Raw genomic sequence first — 21,585 nt, 5'->3', positions numbered from 1 at the left:
GCCGGATCTGGCTGATCGTCATGGCGACTTCCTCGCCTCGGCCTGGCGTCGGATCTCGGTGCGCGCCAAGGCGTTCCTGTGCACCTCGTCGGGGCCGTCGGCGAACCGCAGGGTGCGGATCTGGGCCTGGCAACGTGCCAGCGGCAGATCCTGGCTGAGGCCGGCGGCACCGTGCACCTGGATGGCCTTGTCGAGGATCCACTCGACGGCGGCGGGGATGGCGATCTTGATCGCCTGGATCTCGGTGTGGGCACCCTTGTTACCGACGGTGTCCATCAGCCAGGCGGTCTTGAGTACCAGCAGCCGCAGCTGTTCGACCCGGACCCGGGACTCGGCGATCCACTCCCGGACCACTCCCTGCTCGGCTAGCGGCTTGCCGAACGCGACCCGGTCACCGGCCCGCTCGCACATGAGCTCGATGGCCCGCTCGGCCATGCCGATGGAGCGCATGCAGTGATGGATCCGGCCGGGGCCGAGCCGGGCCTGCGCGATCGCGAAGCCCTGGCCTTCCTCGCCGATCAGGTTGCTCACCGGAACCCGGACGTCGGCGAACACGATCTCCGCGTGGCCGCCGTGCTCGTGGTCGTCGTACCCGAACACCTCCATGCCGCGCCTGATCTCGACCCCGGGGGCGTCACGCGGGACGAGGATCATCGACTGCTGGCGGTGCCGGTCCGCGGCGGGGTCGGTCTTGCCCATCACGATGAGGATCCGGGCGTTGGGGTTCATCGCGCCGGTGATCCACCACTTGCGGCCGTTGATGACGTACTCGTCGCCGTCCCGCACGATCGAGGTGGTGATGTTGGTGGCGTCGGAGGATGCCACGTCGGGCTCGGTCATCGCGAACGACGAGCGGATCTCGCCCTCGAGGAGTGGCTCCAGCCACTCCTTCTTCTGCTCGGCGGTGCCGAAGATCGAGAGCACCTCCATGTTCCCGGTGTCGGGGGCTGCGCAGTTCAGGGCGGCTGGTGCGAGGTGCGGGATGCGGCCGGTGATCTCGGCGAGCGGGGCGTACTGCAGATTGGTGAGCCCGCCGCCGTGTTCGCCCGGGAGGAAGAGGTTCCACAGGCCGCGCCTGCGCGCGCAGCCCGGCGAATGCGGGCGCGGAGTCCCAGGCCCACTTGTTCCGCAGTTGGCCGAGCTGTTCATGGAATACCGGCTCGGCCGGGTTCACCTGGGTGTCCATGAAGTCGAGGAGGCTGTCACGCAGCTCCTCGGTCTTCGCGTCGAGGGCGAAGTCCATCAGGTGCGCTCCCTGAGTACGGTCAGGCCGGCGTCAAGCAGGGGATGGATGGCCTCGCCGATGTGCTCGAAACCCGGGCCGACGGTCTGACCGTGGAGGCCGCGGTAGTGGATGCCCTCAAGGATCGCGGCCAGCTTGAAGGACGCGAGCCCGAGGTAGAACCCGAAGCGGGACAGGTCACGGGCGCTGTGGGCGGTGTACCGGGTGAGGATCTCGGCCTCGTTGAGAAAACCGGGGGCTGAGGAGGCGTCGACGAAGGTGCCACCGAGCATCGTGCCCAACCGCTGGTACAACACGAGCAACGCCAGGTCGGTCAGCGTGTCTCCCAGCGTGGCCATCTCCCAGTCGATGACCGCGACCAGCCGGTCGGACTCGTCGATGAGGACGTTGTCAAGCCGATAGTCACCGTGCACGATGCCCGGCGCCGAGTCCGAGGGAACATCAGCCGCGAGGCGGGCGTGCAGCTCGTCGGCGGCGGGCAGGTCGCGGCTGCGCGACGCGTCGAGCTGTTTCTTCCACCGGCCCACCTGGCGGGCCAGGAACCCCTCGGTGCGGCCGAAGTCGGCCAGCCCGACCGCCGCCGGGTCGACCTCGTGCAGCGCGGCAAGGGTGTCCACGAGGCTGCCCGAGATCAGCCGGGTGCGTTCCGGGCCGAGCGCTTCCAGTTCGGCGGCGTGGCGGTACGGTGTGCCCGCCACCCGCTCCATGACGTAGAACGGCGCACCCAGTACCGACTCGTCCCGGCACAGCGCGTATGTCCTCGGAACCGGCACCCCGGTGTCCTGCAGCGCCGACATCAGCCGGAACTCCCGCGCCATGTCGTGCGCGGTCGCGAGCACGTGCCCAAGCGGCGGGCGGCGGACGATCCAGGTGTTCTTCCCGTCGGTCACCTCGTAGGTGAGGTTGGATTTGCCGCCGGCGATCAGGCGCGCGGACAGGTTCCCCTCCGTTCCGGGCACCGAGGTGGTGAACCAGGCGGTGAGCCGGGGCAGGTCGAGGCCGGGCAGGCTCTGCGGCATCGTCAAACGGCCCTTCGGCTCTCCAGGCGTTGCTGAAGCCTGTTCATCCCGGTCAGCCACCGGTCCGGGTCCGCGGCCCGGGCGGCGTAGTAGTCGCCCACGCCCGGATGCGGCAGCACCAGGAACCGGCCGTCCCGCAGGCCCTGCCACACCGCCTCGGCCACGTCCTCCGTGGCGAGCACGGTGTCCAGGCTGAGGAGATCCTGGAGCTCGCCGGCCTCGTCGAACATCCGGGTCTTCACCCCCTGGGGGCAGACCACCTGGACGATCACGCCCCTGTGCCGGTAGGTCGCTGACAGCCACTCGGCGAAGGCCACCGCGGCGTGCTTGCTGACCGAGTACGTCGGACTGCCGAGCATGGTGAGCAGTCCGGCCGCGGACGCGGTGACCACGAACCTGCCCGCCCCGCGCTCCACCCAGCCTGGCAGCAGCAGGCGCGCGGCGCGCACATGCGCGAGCACGTTGACCTCGAGGCTGGCCGTCCAGTCCGCCTCGGTGGCGGCCAGGCCCTTGCCCCGGTCGATGCCGGCGTTGGCGAACCAGATGTCGATCTCGCCGAGATGTCCGCGGGCGGAGTCGACGAGCGTCGCGAGCCCGTCCTCGGTGGCGGCGTCCCCTGGGAGGGCGTGTCCGCCAATCTCAGCGGCTACCCGCTCGGCTGCCTCTGCGTCGAGGTCGTTGACCACGACACGCGCGCCCTCGGCGGCCAGCCGGGTGGCGATCGCCCGGCCGATGCCGTGCCCGGCGCCGGTGACAACCATGCCCTGGTCGCTCGCGGCCATGTCAGAAGCCACTGGTGAGGGCGACGCCGCCGTCCACGACGAGCAGCTGACCGGTCATCCACGCGGCGTCGTCGGAGAGCAGGAACGCGACCACGCCGCCGACGTCCGCGGGCGTCCCGAGTCGTTTCAGCGGGTATGCGGCGGCGACCTCCTCCTCGCGGCCCGCGTAAAGCGCGGTGGCGAACGCCGTCTTCACCACCGCGGGGGCGACGGCGTTGACCCGGATGTCCGGGCCGAGCTCGACGGCGAGCTGCCGGGTGATGTGGGTGAGCATCGCCTTGCTGGCGCCGTAGAAGCCGATCCCGGGCGCGGGCCTGAGGCCGGCGACCGAGGAGACGTTGACGACCGCGCCACCGTGTTCCTTCATCCAGGCCTGGTGCACCTGCCGCACCCAGGACAGCGCGGCGATGCAGTTGACCTCGACGATCTTCCGCGCGGCGGCCGGCTCCAGCTCGGTCATCGGGCCGAAGGTGGGATTGATGCCGGTGTTGTTGACCAGCAGGTCGGCGCTTCCGAAGGTGTCGATCGCCCTCTTGACCACCTCGGCCTGATGGTCGAGGTCGTCGGCGTGGCCGGCCACGCCGAGCGCGTGCTCACGTCCACCGAGGTGGGCGACGGCCTCGTCGAGCGCCTCCCGCCTGCGGGCGGTGACGACGACCTTCGCGCCGTCGGCGACCAGCCGCTCGGCGATGGCCAGGCCGATCCCCCGGCTGGCTCCGGTGACAATCGCGGTCTGCCCTGAGAACCTCGTGGTCATCACTTGGCCCTTCCGTTCAGCTCAGCCGCTCGATGACCATCGCCATGCCCTGGCCGCCGCCGACGCACACGGTCTCCAGCCCGAACTGCTTGTCGTGGTACCGCAGAGAGTTGATCAGCGTGCTGGTGATCCGGGCCCCGGTCATGCCGAACGGGTGGCCGACCGCGATCGCGCCGCCGTTCACGTTCAGCCTGTCCTCGTCGATGCCGAGCTCACGGGCCGACGCGATCACCTGGGCGGCGAAGGCCTCGTTGATCTCGACCAGGTCGATGTCGTCGATGGTGAGACCGGCCCGGGCCAGCGCCTGCCTCGAGGCCTCGACCGGGCCGAGCCCCATGATCTCCGGCGAGAGACCGGTGACGCCGGTGGAGACGATCCGGGCCAGCGGCGTGACGCCCAGCGACCTCGCCTTCGCGTCAGACATGATCACCACCGCGGCGGCACCGTCGTTGAGCGGGCAGCAGTTGCCGACCGTGACCGTGCCGTCGGGGCGGAACACCGGTTTCAGCGCCGCGACCGCCTCCAGCGTGACGCCGGCCCGCGGCCCGTCGTCCCCGGTGACCCGGGTGCCGTCGGGAAGGGTCACCGGGGTGATGTCACGGGCCCAGAAGCCGTCCGCGATCGCCTTCTCCGCGAGGTTCTGGCTGCGCACGCCGAACGCGTCCTGATCCGCCCGGGTGACCCCTTTGAGCTGGGCGACGTTCTCAGCGGTCTGTCCCATCGCGATGTAGAGGTCAGGCAGCCGGCCCTCGCCGCGGGGGTCGGCCCAGGTCTGGCCACCGGCGGCGAACCTCTCGGTACGGGCCTGCGCTTCGGCGAACACCGGGTTCCGGGTGTCGGGCAGGTTGTCGGCGTTGCCCTTGAAGTACCGGCTCACGGTCTCGACCCCGGCGGAGAGGAACACCTCGCCCTCCCTCGCCCTGATCGCGTGCATCGCCATCCGGGTGCTCTGCAGGCTCGAGGAGCAGTAGCGGTTCACGGTGGTGCCGGGCACGTGGTCCAGACCGGCCATCACGGCGACGGCACGGCCCAGGTTGTTGCCCGACTCCCCCGCCGGCTGACCGCAGCCGAGCACCAGGTCGTCGATCTCGGCCGAGTCGAGCTCGGGCACCTTGGCCAGCGCCGCCCGCACCATCTGGACGGTGAGGTCGTCCGGACGCATGTCCTTCAGGGAGCCCTTCACCGCACGGCCGATCGGCGAGCGGGCGGTGGCGACGATCACGACTTCCGGCATCGAGATTCCTTCCCTGCGAACCAGGCGTTGTTCAAATCCGCCTGATCCACTCCGCCGCGGAACCTCCACGGGGTTGTCACCACCCGAGGTACATACCGTCTGGTCGGTATTGAGGATGCCGGGAGCGACCAGGCCTGTCAACGGTTACATCGCCGATGACGTGGAGCCTGGTCGGCCGTGGCCGACGCGAGGCCGGCGCGCGTGGTTAGCGCGTGGTTAGCGTGAGGTCAGTGCGAGGTCAGGCTGGCCAGCAGGAGGTCGGCGAATGACCGGCCGATCTCGCGCTCGGAGAGCCGGCCGTGGGGCTTCCACCACATCGGCAGGTGGTGCACGGAGCCGAAAAAGTAGTCGACGATCAGGTCCGCGTCCAGGTCGTCACGGAAGACGCCGGAGGCCTGCCCCTCTTCGATCATGGCACGGAAGGTCTGGTGGTAACGCCGGCGTTCGCGGCGCACCGCCTTCTGCTTCTCCTCGCTCAGCTGGTGCAGCGAACGGAAGAAGATCGTAGTGCTTTCGAGGTTCTCGATCGTCGTGACCACCACGTCGGCGGCCGCCGCGTGAAGACGTTCCTCGACCAGCCCCTCGTGGGCGGCGGCCTTCTCGAGCCGGTCTGTCTGCATGCGCAGTACCCGCCCGTAGATCTCGTAGAGCAGGTCGTCCTTGGAGCCGAAGTAGTGATACATCGCGCCCTTGGTCACTCCGGCCGCCGCCACCACGTCCTGGACCGAGGTCCCTTCGAAGCCCTTTTCGGCGAACAGCTTGAGCGCAACGCCGAGCAGCCGCTCGGGCACCGTCCGCCCGTCGACCGTGGACGGCGGGCGCCCCACGCGGCGCGCGGACTGGTCTGCCATCCGACCACTCCTCCTGGAGGCGACACGGTCAGAATATGCGGACCCGACGGTGAACCGGATGACGGAAGCCGGGCCGGTGTCGCGCGCGGACGGCCGATTCAGCCGGCCCGTGGCGGGAGCGTCTGGACAATCTCGCCTGTCGTCAGGTCGCGTACCGTCACGAACCCTTCGATGTCGCCGGTGGCCAGACGTCGGCCGTCCGCCGACAGGGCCATGGACGCGATCCCGCCCGGGTCGTCGACGCCACGGTCGGAGCCGGCTGCCAGGTACTCCCCGGTCGGGCTGTACGCCACGGCGGTCGCGTAGGTCGGGTTGTTGCGCACGACCCCCGTAGGCACCGGCCGGTCTCGACGTTCCAGATCCGTACCTTCCCGTCATGGCTGGTGCTTGCCACCCTGCGGCCGTCGGGATGGTACGCGACGTGTGTCACCTTACGGTGGTGCTCGTCCGGGGTGTGGGCTTCGGTCCGCGACCCCCTCTCGACATCCCAGATCCGGACTTTGTGGTCGTCGCCACCGGTGACGAGGTGCCGGCCGTCCGGACTGAACGCGAGGGATTCGGCGCGACCGTCGTGAGCGCTCAGCCGATGACGGACCCGCCCCTCCACGGTATTTCCACATTGCTGGACACAAATCCGGTTAATACGACGGCGGTCACCTGGTGGTGGGCTCGAGTTCGCCCGAGGTCCGGATGTCCTCGGAGGTCTCCTCAGAGATCCGGGTGTCCTCCGAGATGCGGGAAGTCCGGGCGGCCCGGGAGGCCGAGAGGCCGTGGTTCGCGAGGAGGGCGGCGACACCGGCCGCGGCGAGCGTTACCGCACTGCGGTCTCCACCTGGTTACGTCCACTGTGTTTCGCCCGGTACAACGCGGTGTCCGCGGCCTTGACAAAGGCGACCATGCCGTCGCCTGTTGCCGCGTCGGAGGCCGCGGCGGCGGGGACTGTCGCGGTGACGCCGATGCTGACGGTGATGATGCGCTCGGCCGTCAGCGGGTGCGGTTCGGCCAGGTCCTCGACGGCACGGCACAGATGCCGGGCGACCTGGGCACCGGTGGCCAGGTCGGTGTCGGGCATCACGACGGTGAACTCCTCTCCCCCGTAGCGGGCGGCGAGCAGGGTGTCGCCGATGTTCCCGGCGAGGCATGCGGCGACCCGCTGCAGACACCGGTCACCGGCGGCGTGCCCGAAGTGGTCGTTGTAGAGCTTGAAGTGGTCGATGTCGACCATGGCGAGCGCAATCGGCCCGGCGTGCTGCCGGGCCCGTTCCCACTCGACGGCCAGTACCTCCTCAAGACGCCGCCGGTTGGCCAGCCCGGTGAGCGGGTCGGTGATCGAAAGCTGTTCGAGCTGGTGGTTCGCCGCGGCAAGCTGCCTGTTCGTGGCGGCCAGCTGCCTGGTTCGCTCGGCGACCTTGCGTTCCAGCGACGCGTAGATCAGGGCGTTGTCGAGCGAGACCGCGAGCTGCCCCGTAATGATCATCATGCCTTCGAGGCGTTCGGTGGAGAACGCGCCGCGGATCATCCGGTTCTCCAGCAGGAGCATCGCCCGCAGGCTGCCCCGGGTCATGACGGGGACGGCGAGCAGCGAGCAGCGGTTGAGTCCGGCGAAGTAGGGGTCGCGGTGAAAGCGGTCGTCCCGGGTGGCGTTGGCGACGACGACGGGTTCGTGGGTGCGGGTGGCGTAGCGGATGACCGAGACCGGCAGCAGGCGCCGCCGGCCGGCTTCCTGGAGCGAGACGGTGCCGCCGGCTCCGGTGAGTACCAGCCATCGGTCCTGCTCCTTTTCTCGCAGCAGGAGGTGGACGCTGGTGGCGCCGGTCATCTCGGAGAGTATTCCCACCACTTTCGCCTGCAGGCCGTCCACGCTGGTCTCGGAGCTGAGCGCCTGGGATGCGGCGACCACGGCGAGCAGGTCGACAGTGCCGGTCGCCACGGTCGAGCGACGCCCGGACTGCTCCGCCTGCGGGAGGACGATCGGCCCCGCGGGCGCGGCCATGGCGGCGGTCCGCAGCGCCGGGTAGGCCCAGTCGAGTTGGCTGACCTTCGCCGTCGCGCCCCATTCCAGGTACTGGCCCCGGGCGGCCCGCAGGAACGCGAGGCCGGCCGCCTCCATGCTGTGTGACAGGTAGAAGCGTGCGGCGCGTTCCAGAGTGAACGCCCGGTGCCATGGGCGCATCCGGGCTGACGCCTCGCGCAGCGCCACGTCGAACGTGTACGCCGCCTCGTGGAAGTCCCCGACGGCCCACGCCCGTTCCGCCTCCACCAGGCGCAGCAGATGCAGGAAGTTGCTCGGTGCGTCTGCCGCGCGCGCGGCCAGCCACTCGATCAGTTCGTCGAGCTCGTCCAGCACGGCGTCGCGCTGATCCGCTCCCGCGGCCCGCGCCCGTGCCGCCAGCGTCATCGCGAGCAGCACCCGCGCCACCGCCATGGGATAGTTAGTCCCGATCGCGGCCCCGCAGGGCATCACGGCCGCGGCATGCCGCGCCGCATCGACCGGTTGGTCGAGAACCGCCGCGGCGAGAGCCCGGGCCACATGCTGGTTGGCGAGGGAGAACGGGTCGGCCGCCAGCAGGCTCAGCTCGGCCGCGTCGCCACCGGCCAGCTCGACGGGTTCCCGTAGCGCCCGCACCATCCAGAGGTAGGACCGGAAGGTTGCTTCGGCGTGCCCGTTTCCGGTGCGCAGGGCGAAGGCGAGTGCCTCCTCGACCGCCGTGGCGAAGACGTCGAGCGACGGAGCGCAGTCCAACAGGTCGCACACCAGTGCGTAGTGGGTCCAGCACGCGTTCTGCAGGTCGCCGCCCAGCAGAAGGCCCTCCAGCGCACGACGGCCGTCGGGGAGGTTGTCCTCCAGAGGCTCGAACCAGTGGCCACAGGTGATCACGTAGATGAAGAGTGCCTGCCACACGTCAGGCTCATAGCTGCGAGCCCGCGCAACCGCGAGGATCCGTCGCAGGACGCGTGCCCCGGTGTGGTAGTCACCCCTGCGCACAATGGTCACGATCGGGATGTGGCTGGCCGGGCCCACCAGGGCACGATCCGGGCCGTAGCGTTCCCACATCTGCAGAGTCCTGATGGCCAGCCAGGCCATCACCGTGTGGTCGTAGAAGAACGCCGCGACCATGACCCGGTTGACGAGCCTGATGGTGCTGAGGCGGGACTGGTCGGTGATCTCCGGCTTGCGCAGATCATCCGACTCGCCGGTGGTGTCGATCCACCGACGAAGTTCGTCGAGTCCGCGGTCGATCTCCTCGTCGAGCGCGTTCTCCTCCGGAACCGACATGCCGAGACGCCGCAGCTGGCCGAGGCCGAGCCGCATCGCCTCGCCGGCGCGGCCCCGGTTGGTGAGACTGATGACCTGAACCATCGTGGCGGACGTGAGCTGGGTCGGCCGGGTGCACAACCGGTCGATGGTCCGGTAGGTGTCGTCCGCGTCGTCCAGCTGGCCGAGGCAGTACAGAGCGGCATGCCGGTCGGTGTGGACGGCGATCAACATGTCGGTGTCGGTCGGGTCGACAAGCCTGACCGCTGCGCTCAGCAACCTCTCCACCAGCGGATAGTTACTCAGTACTCTCGCTTCTTCGGTGGCGCGACGAAAGAGCGCGACCACGCTGCGCCGTTCGCCGGTGCTGCGCACCATGTCCACGACGTGCAGGTACTGCTCGGCAGCCACGGCGAAGAACTCCGGCCGGTCGGCCAGCCGCCGCGCCAGCCGCAGCCGGCGTGCGCGCTGCTCCCCCGCCGGGCTGCCATCCAACACGGTCTCGCGCGTCCGGTCGTGGTTGAACCGGACACCGGGTCGCCCGTCGCACTGCAGCACCAGCAGGCCGTCGCTGAAGGCGGGCGTGAGCCGCCGCTCGACCTCGCTCGGCGGCAGGCCTGTCGCGGCCGCGAGAAGATCAAGATCTACCTGGCCCGCCAGGCTCGCCATCACCGCCAGCAGCTCGGCGCTCTCGGACGGCAGCGCGGACATCCGGGCGGCCAGGAGCGCGGTCACCTCCACCCGGTCGAGCCGGCGGCGCAGCACCTTCCCGTCCCATCGCCAGCCTCCCGCGCCCGGTGTCAGGACGCCCTCGCGCCGCAGCGAGTTGAGCAGCTCCACGACGTCGTACGGATTGCCGCCGGTGGAGGGCGTGATCGCCCGCGCCAGCCGGGCGGCGGGCTCCGGAGCCAGATGAAGCATGTCGGCGACCATGGCCGCCTGTCCCACGGGCGACAGGCTGCCCAGGCGCAGCTGGTGCGGGCCGTCCGTCTGGTCGGACCAGCGGGCCAGCATCGGGGCCAGCGGATGCGCGGCGTCGACGTCACCCTCGCGGTAGGCGGCGACCAGCAACAGCCCGGCGATCTGCTCCTCGCCGGTGAAGACCAGATCGACGAAGCCCAGGGGAGTACGCCCGGCCCACTGCAGATCGTCGACGAAGAACACCACCGGCCGCGCCGGGGAGACCACCGCGCGCAGCACCTCGACCGGTGTGCGCGACAGCCGCGCCTGGGCGGTCATCGGATCGCCCGGCTCCGGCGGAACCTTCAGCAGCGCCGCCAGCTCCGGCACGGTGGCCGTCACCAGGCCGGCGTTGGGACCCAGGCCCTGCAGCATCCGCTCCCGCACCTCGGCCAGGTAGTCCTCGGGCTCGGCCAGCAACAGCCGGCCCAACGCCCGCAGCCCCTGTCGGACTCCGTCATACTCCTGGTCGCGGCGGTACTGGTCGAACTTGCCCGCCACGAACCAGCCGTCGACGCCAGCCGCGATCGGCCGCAGCGCGTTGACCAGGGATGTCTTGCCCACACCCGGCGCGCCCGCGACGAGGACCCCGCGGGATTTCCCGGTGACGGCCTCGGCGAACGCCGCGTCAAGCTGGTCGATGTCCCGGTCCCGCCCGCACAGCCGGGAGGGCGCCAGTGGCTGTGTCGGGAGATCGTGCTCGCCGGTGCGCACCGCCACCACGCCGCGGCGCACCAGCGCGAGGTCATGCGCCAGCCCCTCGGCGGTCTGGTAGCGATCATCAGGCTCCTTCTCCAGCAGATGCATGATGATCTCGGACAGTGCGGGGGGCACGGACGGCTCGACCGCCCCTGGCGGGTCCGGAACCCGAGCTAGATGATCATGAATGATCCTGATCGGGTCCTCCGTGCCGAACGGCGGCGCGCCGGTGGCCAGCTCGTACAGGCTGGCTCCCAGCGCGTACAGGTCGGCCCGCTGGTCGACCGGACGACCGGTCCGTCCGGTCTGCTCCGGTGCCAGGTACGGCACGGTCCCGACCGCGGCCCCGTGATGGGCGAACTCCGGCTGGACCACCGAGAAGGTCGTGGCGAGCGCGAAGTCGATCAGGTACGGCGCCCCGCTGTCCTCGCTCACCACGATGTTCGCCGGGCAGAGGTCCCGGTGCACCACCCCCCGGTGGTGCATCCCCGCGACCGCGTGCGCCAGCGACACGGCAAGATCGATCAGCTCGACCGGCTCCAGCGGGGTCTCCCGCCGGGACAGCGCCGTGCCGCCGACATCGGCCAGCAGGATCGATCCCGCGCACTGCGCCGCCCCGGCGGCCAGGTGCACGACGCCCTCGACTCCCGCCAGCCGTTCGAGGATTTCGACCTCATGGCGCACCCGGCGCTGCGCGTCCGGGCCCAGCGGCTCCTTCCGGATCACACAACCGCTCGGCAGCACCAGCCGGCTGATCCGGGTCTGATCCGTCGCGTGCAGCACCACTTGTGACGCCGCTGTCATCGGAGGATCCCGGCCTGGGGTCATCTGTCTGGCCACCATGCCCGCACCCCCGTGCCACGCCACAAACAGTTCACTTCCCTAGCCTGCCCGCAATCATGGGCGAAGCAACGAGCCGCTGGCCCACGGCCCGCGCCGGTACCGCCGCCGCCGCCGAGGGCCGACCCGCTGGTAGATGTCCGCGACGCGAGCACAGCGATCACGACGGCGAGCGCCACGTCAGATCGTGGCCGGGCAGGTCGCGTCAGCCGGGCAGGAGCAGCGCCGCGAGGGTGTGCTCGACCCAGTGGGCGAAGGCACGGTCGTCGAGGCGGCGTTCCTCCAGCAGGAGCCAGGTGGTGTACCAGTTGAGAGTCGACCAGACGTCGCGGGTGGCGGTGTCGACGGTCAGCCCGGGCCGCAGCGGCCCCCGGGCCGCCACCGCGGCGACGAACGTCCGCATGTCGGCGCAGCGCCGTTCCTCCTGCTCCCGCCAACGCTTCCCGAGAGCCTCGTCGACCACGCTGGCCTGCATGAACGCCCGGCTGATCGCCGCCACACGGCGGGCTGGGCCGATGCTCATCAGTCCGAACAGGCGTAGTTGTTCACGCTGGTCGGGCGCGTCCAGCGCCGCCCGGAAGCCGGTCTGCTCGGCGAGGGGAAGGTCCGCGCGGTCGGCGTCTCCTTCCCCGGTCACCGCGCGTTCCAACGCCAGCTCCAGCAGGTGTGCCTTGCCCGCCAGTGCGTAGACCGACTCGACCGCGACGCCGGCCTCAGCCGCGATGGCGCGCATCGTGGTCCCGGCGTAGCCGTGCTCACCGAAGACCACGACCGCGGCGTCCAGGATCGCCGCGCGGGTGGCCTGGGCCTGGGCGGCCCGCAGCGGCGAGTGGTAGGCGCGGGTCGCCTTGCCGACCAATTTAACTCCAGCCCTACTGGGTCCAATACTGTCACGCTGCATCGATCATAGGGAAGGGAGCACCCCCGATGGCCAGCGCCACCGCCTACCTGCTGATTCACGAGGGCATCCACGCGGAGACGCGCCGCCTGGCCGACTTCGCCGCGCAGCTGGCCGCCGGCCGCCGCTACGCCGGACCGGCCCAGCTCACCGCGCTGCGGACGCACCTCGACGAGGTCGTCAACGTGATCCATCACCACCATGTCGGCGAGGACACGCACCTGTGGCCGCTGCTGCGACGGTTCGCCGACCCCTTCGACCGCGTGGACGGGCTCGACGTCCTGGACGGGCTCGCCGGTGACCACGATGTACTGGACCCGCTGATGGAACGGGTCCGCACGGCACTCGCCCGGCTGGCAGCGACCGCCACCACCGGCGCGTCGGACGACACCTCCGACCGGGCCGCAGCCGGGGGCCCGACCGAGGGCTCGGCCGGTGCCGCCGCCGAGTTCGCCGCGGCCGCGACTGCGCTGTTCACCCTGATGGACGAGCACCTTGCCGTCGAGGAGTCCATCGTCGTGCCGATCCTGCGCGAGCGGGTACCGGACGACGAACTGGCCGCCATGGAGAAGCGGATGCAGCGCGGGAGCAGGATCCGGCTCGGCTTCGCACTGCCGTGGCTCGACGCGGCCGACCCGACCCGGATGGCCGAGACCGCCGCCCAGCTCGGGCCGGTGTTCCCGGTGCTGCTCACCCTCACCCGCCGTGGCTACCAGCGCCGCGTCCGCGCCGCCTACGGCGTCACCGCCGCGAGCCCAGGACCGGTCACCCTGCGAGGACAGGCCGAGATCGTCATCGAGGCCACCCCGGAGCAGGTGTACGAGGCGATCGCGGACGTCATCCGGATGGCGCGCCACAGCCCGGAGTGCTACCGCTGCGCGTGGCTCGACGGCGCGGCCGCGCCGCTGCCGGGCGCCCGCTTCCGCGGCTGGAACCGTTTCCGGGGCGCCCGCTGGAGCCGGGAGTGCGAGATCGTCACCGCCGAGCCGGGCGTGGCCTTCGCCTACCGCACCGTGCGTACCGGTACCAGGCCGGACAGCACGCTGTGGCGCTTCGAGCTGACCCCGACCGCTGCCGGCACCCGGCTCCGCCAGACGTTCGAGCTCTCCGGCGCGGCGCCCGTCATGGTGTTCGAGCGGCTGAGCGGCCGCACCACCAGCACTCCGAAGGCGATGGCGCGCACGCTCGCCCGGCTGCGGGACGACCTCCGCACCAGGTCGGACCGTGTGGGCGGGCCCGACATTACCGCCGGATCGGACACCGCCCGCGGATCCGAGACCCGCAGCCGCCTCGGCGAGGATCTGGTCAGCGCGCGAAGCAGCCGGTGAAGCAGCGCGGCATCGGGCACGCGACCGCCGCCCACCTGTCGACCGAAGGCTGCCGAGTGGGGATCTGCGGACGCGATCCCGACACGCTCGCGGAGGTGACCTTCAGCACCCGCAGCCTCACCGGCGGATGCTCGACGAGGGGCGGGAGATCCGGGTGTCCCGGCTCCGAGGCGGCCACCACGCCCCCGCGTGGGGCTCGGGCGCTACCCACGCTATCATTAACGCTAACTTAGCTTAACAATTTTACTACATCACCATCTGCAGGGAGAGCGGTACTCTACGAATCTGACGCCAATCAGAGCACCAGCTACTCTATTCACACCTAGCTGACGATTTGGAGCGTGCGTGAGCGGCTTGAGAAGCTCGACTGCGCAGGTCGGCATGATCGTGCGCGCCCCGAAGACCGCTGAGATCATCGCAACTCACCTGCGAGGTCAGGTGGTGCGGGGCGAGTTGCGGACCGGGCAGACCCTGCCACCCGAGACCCAGCTGATGGAGCAGTTCGGTGTGTCGCGGCCAACCTTGCGCGAGGCGTTCCGCATCCTCGAGGCCGAGTCGCTCATCAGTGTCCGCCGGGGCAGCCGCGGCGGGGCGCAGGTGACCACGCCGGACCTCTCGGTCGCCGCCCGAGCCGTCGGGCTGCAGCTGCAGATCCAGGGGACGACGATCGACGACGTCTACCAGGCCCGGATGGTCTCCGAGCCGGCCTGTGCGCGGCTGCTCGCGCAGCGGCGCGAGGACCAGGACATCGCCGATCTGACCGAGGTGGTCGAGGCGCTGAAGGCCGAGGTCGCCAAGCACGGGACGTTCGTGCCGGACCCCGACGTCTGGTCGTCTCTGACCTACCGCTTCCACGAACTGATCCTGCAGCGCTCGGGCAACAGAACCCTGGCGGTCCAGGGCGCGGTCCTGCAGGACATCGTGGCGACGCACATCCGCACGCGGGTCCAGCGCTACGACGAGAACGACACGCCGGAGCGCTTCCAGCGGGTGATCCGCTCGTACGAGAGGTTCATCAGCCTGATCCGGAACCGGAACGCCGACATGGCGGAGCGGCACTGGCGCTCGCACATGGAGGCCGCGGCCCAGTACCTGCTCAAGGACGACCTCAGGAACAAGTCCGTCGTCGAACTGTTCTCCTGACCCGGCCGGCGCGCCGGCCGCCGGACCCGTTTCGGACGGACGTTCAGGCGGGTTTCGCCGGCGGCCGGCGGACGGGATGGTTCAGCGAGGGGCCATCCGGATGGCCCCGTCCAGCCGGACGGTCTCGCCGTTCACATACGGGTTCTCGAGCAGGCTGATCGCCATGTGGGCGTAGTCCTCGGGTGAGCCGAGCCGACTGGGATGGGGCACGGTGCGCTCGAGCGCCTCGCGGATGTCCGGGCGCAGCCGGGCCAGCATCGGGGTGTCGAAGACGCCGGGCGCGATCGTGTTGACGCGGATCTGCCGGCTGGCCAGGTCGCGCGCGGCCACGAGCGTGATCCCGTGCACACCCGCCTTCGACGCGGTGTAGGACGTCTGCCCGATCTGGCCGTCGAACGCGGCGACCGAGGCCGTCAGCACGACGGCGCCACGCTCGCCGTCGACGAGCTCGCCCGCGGCGATCCGCGCGGCCGCCAGGCGCAGCACGTTGTAGGTGCCGATCAGGTTCACCCGCACGACCTCGGCGAAGGTGTCCAGGGCACCCGGCCGGTCGTCCCGGTCGAGGATGCGGACACGGTCTCCGCCGCGGCCGGCGCAGTGCACGACAGCGCGCAGCGTGCCGTGCACCTGCTGGGCCATGTCCAGGGCGTGGTTCACCGAGGCCTCGTCGGCGACGTCGGTCTCGATGTACACGGCCCGGTCACCGAGCGCGGCGAGGACATCCTCTCCCGGCGGGTTGAGATCGGCGATCGCGACCTCCGCTCCCGCGGCGGCCAGGCGTCGCGCGGTCGCGAGGCCCAGGCCGGACGAGCCGCCGGTGACGAATGCCGGGACGGACTTCAGGTTCATGACGCTCCTCGGGGCGACGGGCGGGAGAAACCGTCGATGCCGCGGCCGGGTCTGGCCCGGCGTCAGGCATCGATCAGCTCGATGACGGTCGCGTTGGCCATGCCACCGGCCTCGCACATGGTCTGCAGGCCGTAGCGGATGCCGTGGTCGCGCATGTGATGGATCATCCGGGTCATCAGGATCGCGCCCGAGGCACCGAGCGGGTGGCCGACCGCGATCGCGCCGCCGAGCGGGTTCAGCCGGGCGTGGTCGGCGCCCGTCTCGATCTCCCAGGCGAGCGGGACGCTCGCGAACGCCTCGTTCACCTCGTACACGCCGATGTCGGCGATCGTGAGCCCCGCCCGCTTCAGGACCTTCTCCGTCGCGGGGATCGGAGCGGTCAACATGATCACCGGATCGTCACCGGCGACCGTACCGGCGTGGAAGCGCGCGAGCGGTCGCAGGCCCAGCTCGGCCGCCCGTTCGCTGGTCGTGATCAGTAGTGCCGCGCTGCCGTCGGAGATCTGGGAACTGTTGCCCGCGTGGATCACCCCGTCCTCGCGGAACGCGGGCTTCAGCGCACCGAGCTTCTCGAGCGTCGTCTCCCGCCGCACCCCCTCGTCGGCGGTGAGGACGCCGTCCGGTCCCTCGACAGGGACGAGCTGCGCGTCGAACGCGCCCGAGTCGGCGGCCGCCATCGCGCGGTGGTGCGACTCCAGGGCGAACTCGTCGAGCCGGGTCCGGGACAGGCCCCACCGGTGCGCGATCTCCTCGGCGCCGAGACCCTGGCTGAAGCTGTCCCGCTGGTAGCGCGCGCGCACCCGGGGGCCGAACGGCTCGCCGACGGCCCGGGCCGAGCCCAGCGGCACCCGGCTCATCGACTCGACGCCGCCGGCGACGACGAGGTCGTACTGGCCCGCCATCACCCCGGCCGCGGCGAAGTGGAGCGCCTGCTGACTCGAGCCGCAGGCCCGGTCCAGCGTCACGCCGGGAATGCCTTCCGGCCAGCCGGCGGCCAGCACGGCCAGGCGGGCGACGTTCGTCGACTGATCACCGATCTGGGTGACGCACCCGAAGATGACGTCGTCGACGAGCTCGGGTGCGACCTGTGCGCGCTCGGTGAGCGTCCGGAGCACGTCCGAGGCCAGATCGACCGGGTGAACGCCTCGCAGCGTGCCGTTGCGCCGACCGATCGGCGTCCGTACCGCTTCGACGATGACGGCGTCCCGCACGGCAACCCCCTTCATCGAGTTCACTACCTTGAACATAATTCTGCTGAGAGAACAAGCTAGGAGGCGACTCTCCGCCTGTCAACGTGGCCGCACTCGAGGCCCGCACCGCCACCACAAGATCGCAGAGGGCGGCCGAGCGACGGCGGACGCTCGCCGGCAACCGACCTATCAGTTATCTTATTGCACCTATAGTGCACGGTGAACGGATTGGACCGCCTCGGTCATGGCGCGGTACCGCCCGCTCGCCACGGAATCGACCATCCGGAAAGGCCCGCATGAGCACGCATGACTCGGCGTCGTCCGTCGGAGACAGCGCCCGCAGCCTGATCGCCCGGCGGATCTTCGGCGTGCTGGCGCTCGACCCCGCCGCGACCGCGCTGACCTTCGGTGACCGCACCTTTCCCTGGTCCTACTACGCCGACGCCATCACCGATCTGGACGCGCTGCTGGCCGAGTACCCGCGGGCCCGGCAGATCGGGATCGTGCTGCGCAACCGTCCCGGCCAGCTGTGCTCCGTGATCGCCACCATCGCCACCGGCCGGACGGTCGTGACGTTGAGCCCGCATCTCGGGGACACCGGCCTGGCCGAGGACATCGTCGATCTGGCACCCGACGTGGTGGTCGCCGACAAGGAGGACTGGACCCGCGCCGCGATGGTCGAGGCCACGGCGGCTGTCGGCGCGATCGCGCTGTGCACCGGCCCCGGCCGGGCGTTCGTCCGGCACCCGATGCCGGCCCCGTCGTCCCCCGCGTACAAGCCCGCCGCCGACGTCGCCGTCCTCATGATGACCAGCGGCACCACCGGCCGGCCCAAGCGCGTCGAGCTCACCTACCAGCGGATGGCCGCGGCGTTCCGCGCCGCGGGAACCCCCGTCGACGAGGGCCGGGAGCTTCGCCTGCACCGGCGGACCGCCATCCTCTGGGCTTCGCTCGCCCACATCAGCGGCCTCTACTTCGCGATCGCCCACGCGATGGAGGGCAGGAGCATCGCCCTGCTCGAGAAGTTCGAGGTCCAGGCCTGGGCCGAGCTCGTCCGCCGCCACCGGCCGGGCTATGTCCGCCTCGCCCCGACCGCGATGCGCATGGTGCTCAACGCCGACCTGCCTCGGGACGTCTTCGAGAACGTCTTCGCCGTCGGTTCGGGGACCGCGCCCCTGCCCGCCGAACTCGCCGACGCCTTCGAAGACCGCTACGGGGTCCCGGTCCTCGGCACCTACGGCGCCACCGAGTTCGCCGGCGCGATCGCCGGCTGGACCATCGACGACAAGCGGGAATGGGGCACTCGCAAGCGAGGCAGCGTCGGGCGCGCGTACGACGGCATCGACCTGCGGGTGGTGGATCGCGACAGCGCGACGGTTCTCGCGCCGGGCGCGGTCGGGCTGCTCGAGGCACGCGGGGGACAGCTGTCCGACGACGGTGGTGCCTGGATCCGCACCACCGACCTGGCCTCGATCGACGACGACGGCTTCCTGTTCATCCACGGCCGGGCCGACGACGCGATCAGCCGCGGCGGCTTCAAGATCCCACCGAGCGTGATCGAGGAGGCCCTGGCCCAGCATCCGGCGGTCGACGAGGCCTCGGCAGTGGGGATCGCCGACCCGCGGCTGGGCGAGGTCCCGGTGGTCGCGGTCACGCTGAGCGCGCCCGCGACGGAGGCGGAGCTGATGGAGTTCCTCTCGGCCCGGTTGACGCGCTACCAGCGGCCGGTCGACCTCGCGATCGTCGACGCGCTGCCGCGTACCCCGTCGCTGAAGGTGAGCCGCGCCCTCGTCCGGGAACAGATCTTCGCCCGCCGGCCCACCGCGACCTGACACACGCGCCGGGGACACCACGGCGGCCGCGACGACGCCGCGCACCTCGACGGGCTCGACGGGCGCGGGAGCTCGAGGACTCGACCGACGCGACGGGAGAAGAGGAGAACGGGTATGACCACACAGCAGACCTCGACCTACGGCGTCCTCACCGACGAGGCGTTCGAACGGGCGCGGCGACGGACCGGGGTTCCGCAGCGCCTGCGCCCGCCGCACATCACCGAGGTGCACGTCGACGCCACCCGCCATTTCGCCTACGGCTACGGCGACGACAACCCGCTCTACTGCGAGCGCGACTACGGCCGCACCACCCGCTGGGGCGGGCTGATCGCTCCCCCGAACTTCCTCTACTGCATGGGCGAGAACGCCGCACCGGACCCGACGCCGGAGCAGAAGCAGCTACTGAAGGGCGACCCCTTCGCCGGCCTGGGCTCGTACCAGGCGGCCATGGAGTTCGAGTACTACCGGCCGCTGCGGGCCGGCGACCGGTGCCGGATGATCCGGGCGCAGGTCGGCGTCCAGGACAAGCGGAGCAGCTTCGGGGGCCGGTCGGCGCACGTGACCAACGACTTCCTGTTCGCCAACGGCGCGGGTGAGATCGTGGCCGTCCAGCGGGGCACCTGGATCAACGCCGAACGCCACACCAGCCGGCAGCGGTCGTCGGCCAAGCCGCCGGTCGACTTCTCGCCCTACTCCGACTCCCAGCTCGCCGAGATCGACGCGGCCTACGACCGCGAGACCCGTCGCGGCGCCGTGACCCGCTATTTCGAGGACGTCGAGATCGGCGAGGAGATCCAGCCGCGGGTCAAGGGCCCGCTCGTCGTCACCGACATCGTCGTCTGGCACGTCGGCTGGGGCATGCAGCTCACCCCGCCCGGCGCGTACGGGATCTCACGCAGGATCCGCAGGAAGGCGCCGGGGCTGTACCCGCCGAACTCCCGCAACATCCCCGACACCGTGCAGCGCCTGCACTGGGAGCCCGAGCGCGCCGCCGAGCTCGGGCTGCCGATGAGCTACGACTACGGCGCCATGCGGGAGACCTGGCTGACCCACGCGCTGACCGACTGGATGGGCGACGACGGCTGGCTGTTCCGGCTGCGCTGCGAGCACCGCCGGTTCAACTACGTCGGCGACACCACCTGGGTGCGTGGGCGGGTCGTCGACAAGGTGCAGGTGGACGGCCGCAACGAGGTGCACCTCGAGCTGAGCTGCCAGAACCAGCGCGGTGAGACGACGACCCCCGGGACGGCCGTCGTGCTGCTGCCGACCCGCGAGGCCCCGGTCACGCTCCCCGCACCTCCGGCCGACACGCTCGACGAACTCCTCAAGGTCGAGATCGCCCGGCTCGCGTGAGCGACCGGATCCCTCCCGTGGGTTTCCTCCGCCAGAGTTCCTTGCCAACCACCGCAAATAATTAGATTATTGGTCTATATCATGCGGATCGCCGCCGGCCGTCACGGTCCGCGGGTCCAGCGACGAGGAGGGCGACTGCCCAGTGGACTTCGAACTCACCGAGGAGCAGGCGATGCTCCGCGAGGTGTCTCGAACGATGCTGTCCACCCACTGCCCTCCCGCCCGCGTGCGCTCGCTCGTCGGCTCCGGCGGCGACATCGACGACAAACTGTGGCAGCACGGCGTGGAACTCGGGTGGACCGGCCTCGCGGCGCCCGAGCAGCTGGGCGGCTCCGCCCAGGGGCTGGTCGAGCTGAGCCTGGTCGCCGAGGAGATCGGCCGCGTGGTCGCCCCCGGCCCGGTCGTCGAGACCGCGCTGGTGGCGCTCGCCGCGGCCCGGTCCGGACACCCCGAGCTCGGCCCGGTGGCGGCCGCGCTGGCCGACGGCCAGGCGCGGGCCAGCCTCGCCCACCACGGCACGGTGCGCGCGGCACGCGACGGCGACGCGCTGGTTCTCGACGGCCATGTGACGGCGGTCCAGGCCGCCGCGGCCGTCGACTGGCTGCTCGTGACCGCCTCGACGGACGACGGTCCCGCCGCCGTCCTGGTGCCGACGCCGCCCGGCGGCACCCGCCGCCGCCGCACGCTCGACGAGACGCGCGGCTGGTACGACGTGGCTCTCACCGGCATCCGGGTACCCGCGACCCACGTCGCCGCGAGCGGGCCCGCGCAGGTGCGGTGGCTGGTGGCCGCGGCAGGCGTCCTCACCGCCGCGGACGCCCTCGGCGCCGGGGAACGGCTGCTCGAGATGACCGTCGAGCACGTTCTGGTGCGCGAGCAGTTCGGCCGGCCACTCGGCAGCTTCCAGTCGGTCAAGCACAAGGTCACGGACATGCTCACGCTCGTCAAGGGCGCCCGCGCCGCGACCTACTACGCCGCGATGACGCTGGACGCCGGGGCCGACGACGGTGATCTGGCAGCGAGCGCGGCCAAGGCGTTCACCGCCGAGGGGATGAGCGCACTCGCCGGCGAGGCGCTCCAGGCGCACGGCGGCATCGGCTTCACCTGGGAGCACGACCTGCACCTGTACCTGCGCCGGGTGAAGGTCGACGAGGTGTTGTTCGGCGCACCCGCCGAGCACTACGAACGGGTGGTCGCGCTGCTGGCGCAGGCCCGCGGCGTCGAGGTCGGATCCGCCCACGACCGGCGGCCGGGCGACGACCGGGCCCACCTCGACACCTGAATCCGAATTCCAGGGCCTCTACATTCCGGGGCCTCGATATCGACGGCCTCGACGGCCTCGACCGACCGC

General features: G+C 70.9%; 15 protein-coding genes and 2 pseudogenes. 5 read left to right on the top strand and 12 right to left on the bottom strand.

All coding sequences use genetic code 11. The features are described from left to right. Nucleotides 1-18 precede the first annotated feature (18 nt). From FMEAI12_RS12685 to FMEAI12_RS12645, 10 genes and pseudogenes are all read right to left on the bottom strand, one after another. A pseudogene (locus FMEAI12_RS12685) lies at nt 19-1,243 on the bottom strand (acyl-CoA dehydrogenase family protein). Further along, entirely contained in the window at nt 1,243-2,262 is a 1,020-nt protein-coding gene (locus FMEAI12_RS12680; protein ID WP_112106184.1) for a phosphotransferase family protein, read from the bottom strand. The pseudogene FMEAI12_RS12685 and the gene FMEAI12_RS12680 overlap by 1 nt, the downstream one beginning before the upstream one ends. 2 nt (nt 2,263-2,264) lie before the next feature. Continuing rightward, nucleotides 2,265-3,044: an SDR family oxidoreductase gene (locus FMEAI12_RS12675; RefSeq protein WP_112106183.1), complete on the bottom strand. Its 780-nt coding sequence runs from the start codon at nt 3,042-3,044 to the stop codon at nt 2,265-2,267. 1 nt (nt 3,045) lies between these two features. Then, nucleotides 3,046-3,801 (bottom strand): SDR family oxidoreductase, encoded by a 756-nt coding sequence (locus FMEAI12_RS12670; RefSeq protein ID WP_112106182.1) that lies wholly within the window; start codon nt 3,799-3,801, stop codon nt 3,046-3,048. Between the two features lie 16 nt (nt 3,802-3,817). Continuing rightward, entirely contained in the window at nt 3,818-5,035 is a 1,218-nt protein-coding gene (locus FMEAI12_RS12665; protein ID WP_112106181.1) for an acetyl-CoA C-acetyltransferase, read from the bottom strand. A gap of 227 nt (nt 5,036-5,262) precedes the next feature. Beyond that, nucleotides 5,263-5,886, bottom strand: coding sequence for a TetR/AcrR family transcriptional regulator (locus FMEAI12_RS12660; RefSeq protein WP_112106180.1), 624 nt, complete (start codon nt 5,884-5,886; stop codon nt 5,263-5,265). Between the two features lie 98 nt (nt 5,887-5,984). Continuing rightward, nucleotides 5,985-6,224 (bottom strand): WD40 repeat domain-containing protein, encoded by a 240-nt coding sequence (locus FMEAI12_RS38065; protein ID WP_235013936.1) that lies wholly within the window; start codon nt 6,222-6,224, stop codon nt 5,985-5,987. A 26-nt stretch (nt 6,225-6,250) separates the two neighbouring features. Beyond that, nucleotides 6,251-6,493 (bottom strand): annotated as a pseudogene (locus FMEAI12_RS39865) (WD40 repeat domain-containing protein); the annotation flags it as partial. Between the two features lie 204 nt (nt 6,494-6,697). Then, the gene (locus FMEAI12_RS12650; RefSeq protein WP_112106178.1) at nt 6,698-11,644 is read right to left on the bottom strand and encodes a diguanylate cyclase; all 4,947 of its coding nucleotides are present in this window, start codon (nt 11,642-11,644) and stop codon (nt 6,698-6,700) included. Nucleotides 11,645-11,846: 202 nt separating this feature from the next. Continuing rightward, nucleotides 11,847-12,500, bottom strand: coding sequence for a TetR/AcrR family transcriptional regulator (locus tag FMEAI12_RS12645; RefSeq protein WP_112106177.1), 654 nt, complete (start codon nt 12,498-12,500; stop codon nt 11,847-11,849). 68 nt (nt 12,501-12,568) lie between these two features. Here FMEAI12_RS12645 and FMEAI12_RS12640 point away from each other — a divergent pair, with 68 nt between their 5' ends. Together FMEAI12_RS12640 and FMEAI12_RS12630 are read left to right on the top strand one after the other, a co-directional pair. Then, nucleotides 12,569-13,867 carry an SRPBCC family protein gene (locus FMEAI12_RS12640; protein ID WP_112106176.1) on the top strand — a complete coding sequence of 433 codons (1,299 nt, stop codon included), beginning with the start codon at nt 12,569-12,571 and terminating at the stop codon, nt 13,865-13,867. A 345-nt stretch (nt 13,868-14,212) separates the two neighbouring features. After that, entirely contained in the window at nt 14,213-15,010 is a 798-nt protein-coding gene (locus FMEAI12_RS12630; RefSeq protein WP_112106175.1) for a FadR/GntR family transcriptional regulator, read from the top strand. Between the two features lie 81 nt (nt 15,011-15,091). On the opposite strand, the gene FMEAI12_RS12625 is transcribed toward FMEAI12_RS12630, so the two are convergent. Both FMEAI12_RS12625 and FMEAI12_RS12620 read right to left on the bottom strand, forming a co-directional pair. Then, a complete protein-coding gene (locus FMEAI12_RS12625) occupies nt 15,092-15,859 on the bottom strand; it encodes an SDR family NAD(P)-dependent oxidoreductase (RefSeq protein ID WP_112106174.1) in 768 nt (255 codons plus the stop codon). Nucleotides 15,860-15,921: 62 nt separating this feature from the next. After that, on the bottom strand, nt 15,922-17,070 hold the full coding sequence (locus tag FMEAI12_RS12620; RefSeq protein WP_112106173.1) for a thiolase family protein: 1,149 nt from the start codon (nt 17,068-17,070) through the stop codon (nt 15,922-15,924). Between the two features lie 275 nt (nt 17,071-17,345). Here FMEAI12_RS12620 and FMEAI12_RS12615 point away from each other — a divergent pair, with 275 nt between their 5' ends. The 3 genes from FMEAI12_RS12615 (at nt 17,346) to FMEAI12_RS12605 (ending at nt 21,516) form a co-directional block, all read left to right on the top strand. Further along, nucleotides 17,346-18,881: a class I adenylate-forming enzyme family protein gene (locus FMEAI12_RS12615; RefSeq protein ID WP_112106172.1), complete on the top strand. Its 1,536-nt coding sequence runs from the start codon at nt 17,346-17,348 to the stop codon at nt 18,879-18,881. Nucleotides 18,882-18,995: 114 nt separating this feature from the next. After that, nucleotides 18,996-20,234 carry a MaoC family dehydratase N-terminal domain-containing protein gene (locus FMEAI12_RS12610; protein ID WP_112106171.1) on the top strand — a complete coding sequence of 413 codons (1,239 nt, stop codon included), beginning with the start codon at nt 18,996-18,998 and terminating at the stop codon, nt 20,232-20,234. A gap of 142 nt (nt 20,235-20,376) precedes the next feature. Next, complete coding sequence (locus FMEAI12_RS12605; protein WP_112106170.1) at nt 20,377-21,516, top strand: acyl-CoA dehydrogenase family protein; 1,140 nt, start codon at nt 20,377-20,379, stop codon at nt 21,514-21,516. Nucleotides 21,517-21,585 lie beyond the last annotated feature (69 nt).

This window comes from Parafrankia sp. Ea1.12, from assembly GCF_900465275.1.
Lineage (GTDB): Bacteria > Actinomycetota > Actinomycetes > Frankiales > Frankiaceae > Parafrankia > Parafrankia soli.
Note: the sequence above shows the minus strand (reverse complement) of the source record. Positions and strands in the feature narration are given on the sequence as shown.